Raw genomic sequence first — 2,438 nt, forward strand, 5'->3', positions numbered from 1 at the left:
TGCTGGAAAACTTCCTTTGAAAATCTGTGGCATCCGCCGGAGGCTTTAACCTTATTCAGCATATATCTAAATAAAGTTAAACACGTTTAGCCCCCACATAATACTTAGACCAATACGGATTATCCAGTGAAACAACTGCAATTCCCTTCGAGGTTGTGGCCGATATAAATTCGTTGTTTCCGACATAAAAACCGACATGCGAAATTTGTCCTGTATTATTCACAGCAAAAAACACAAGGTCACCCGGTTGGAGATCTGCTTTCGAGACAGAAGTCCCCATCGTATAGTAGCCGGCTGATGTATTCCTCGGTATGTCGATTCCATGTCTAGAATGCATAAAGTAAATAAAGCCAGAACAATCAAATCCATCCGTGGTTGTTCCACCCCATAAATATGGAATCCCGATAAAATTATAACTATCCGAAACCAACTCTTTCAGAACCTGATCCCTGTTTTGTACATTTGATTCAGCCTGCGCATTTTTAGTCACTTTTAAGACTTGTCCAATTGAAAGGGTATCGCTTGAAAGTTTATTAATATTTTTAAGTTCAGTAACACTCATATTATTAGTCCGTGCAATTCCATATAAGGTATCTCCAGCTTTAACGGTGTAGGTAGCACCTGCTACATTTTGCTGCGGGGCAGCTTGTGTATTTCCTAGCTTTAATGTCTGGCCAACATAAATCATTGATGAGGTTAGATTATTGCTTTTCATGATTTGGTCAACGGTTATGTTAGCTCGCTGGGCAATCGAATATAAAGAATCACCGGGCTGGACTGTATATGTTTGTACTTGTATTTGTGTGGATTGCGGTGCAGTACCCACTACCTTTAGAGATTGCCCCACTTGAATCGTATTTGAAGTAAGATTATTTAATTGTTTTAATTGGTCCACACTCATGTTATACGAGTTTGCAATGGAGTAAAGTGTGTCACCACGGGTTACCGTATATGCAGAGGTTGTTTTAGGTGGTGGCACCTCACCTACCAAAAGTGTTTGCCCAGGGTAGATCATATCACCAGTAAGATGGTTTATCTGTTTTAATTGGGAAACGGTCAGATTATATTGTTTGGCAATTCCATATAAGGTATCTCCACTTGTCACTGTATGAGTGACCTTAGTTTGAGTAGTTTGACCATTACTTGCCGCTGCTACTTTCGAGGAATGATGTCCTCCTACTAATGAAACCGTACAAAGTACCACTGTCCCCATTACCACTTTTACGATATTTGGGTTTAGGGTAGGCACTTTTTCCTTCATGTACAATCGAATGCTTTCGTTTAAATAAAGCTTTTTCCCCTGTTCCTGTGTACCAAGTTCGCTTGAAAACTCCTCTAAATAAGGGTCGATATATAGGGAAATGGTTTGCGGATTTTCTATTTTATGACCGATAAACATTTTTGAGCATCCCTCCTTTTCCAATTAGGATATCCTATCGGGATGCGATTCATTTTCCGAATCAATTGTAAAAATTCGACATAAATTAAAAACCAATCCACTGTTTAAGCGAATTGGTTTTTATAATGCAAATTTATTTAAAACTTTTGAGAAGTCAACACGATCACCGATTGTTGTTGGCTCGGGATTTGCTAAATAGCGTTTATCATTTTCAACTAATTTGAATATATTAAAGGTTGTAAGTGCATCATCAAGGGCACAATGATGCTTGCCTGTCCCTTCTTTGCCATATTCCTGAACAGCCTTCCAAAGACCTGTCTGATTTTGGTCTCCGAAAAACCGTTTGTATTCCATCGACAAATCCCTTTGTTTTCCTTTAAAAGGAAACGGGTTCCCAGCCTTTTGACAATTGTGGCGAAGGACCTTCATATCCATATTTCCCCATGTAATGATGGTGCTTGTAGTAGTTTTTTCATATTCAGAAAGCTTGTTCAATAGTTCTTGAAACGAAATCCCGCTATTAACTTGCTCTTGGGATATGTTTAAAAAGGATTTGCACCGTTCTGTTAGAGTAGGGAACTTTATTGGTTTTACATAGGATGAGTATTGATCGATAATTTTTTGATTCTTCACAGATGCAAGACCAACTTCGATGATTTCGGGGTAAAATCCTTGCGGGTTGCCTTTTCCCTCAGGCATTGTAAATTCAAAGTCAATGAACAAAAATTGTTGATGCTGATTATCCACACCTAAACCTCCTTTGTATGTTACTCTACCAATGAAAAACGCTTCTTTTCCGTCGAATCGATTTGGGTGATTTCCCCGTTGTGGACGGAAATCACAATCGATCCAAATTCCAACTTCTCCAAGGTCGATAAAATATGTTTCACTTTTGATTCATCAAGCTGCGCCATTTAACTCCCCCTCGTTAGATGTATATCATTCATTGCCAGTGGTTGACCAGTATGGCAATTTATTCATTTGGCCAAAAAATCAAATGCGCTTTGGCGTATTTGCGCCCGATTTTAGGCCCACAGGA

At 39.0% G+C, this 2,438-nt stretch carries 3 protein-coding genes; all 3 read right to left on the reverse strand.

Annotation, left to right across the window (positions count from 1 at the left end; all coding sequences use genetic code 11):
- Positions 1–76: 76 nt before the first annotated feature.
- Positions 77–1,399 (reverse strand): C40 family peptidase, encoded by a 1,323-nt coding sequence (locus V7147_RS05395; protein WP_335366836.1) that lies wholly within the window; start codon positions 1,397–1,399, stop codon positions 77–79.
- 120 nt (positions 1,400–1,519) lie between these two features.
- A complete protein-coding gene (gene kapD, locus V7147_RS05400; RefSeq protein WP_335366837.1) occupies positions 1,520–2,146 on the reverse strand; it encodes a 3'-5' exonuclease KapD in 627 nt (208 codons plus the stop codon).
- A gap of 20 nt (positions 2,147–2,166) precedes the next feature.
- Positions 2,167–2,313, reverse strand: a complete 147-nt coding sequence (locus V7147_RS05405) for a YezD family protein (protein WP_335366838.1) — start codon at positions 2,311–2,313, stop codon at positions 2,167–2,169.
- Positions 2,314–2,438 lie beyond the last annotated feature (125 nt).

It is taken from the genome of Bacillus sp. JJ1521 (assembly GCF_036965165.1).
Lineage (GTDB): Bacteria > Bacillota > Bacilli > Bacillales > Bacillaceae_L > Ferdinandcohnia.

Excerpts from the sequence above, each read along its gene's own strand:
- V7147_RS05395 (WP_335366836.1), bottom strand. The coding sequence starts at position 1,399 with ATGTTTATCGGTCATAAAATAGAAAATCCGCAAACCATTTCCCTATAT.
- V7147_RS05405 (WP_335366838.1), bottom strand. The coding sequence starts at position 2,313 with ATGGCGCAGCTTGATGAATCAAAAGTGAAACATATTTTATCGACCTTG.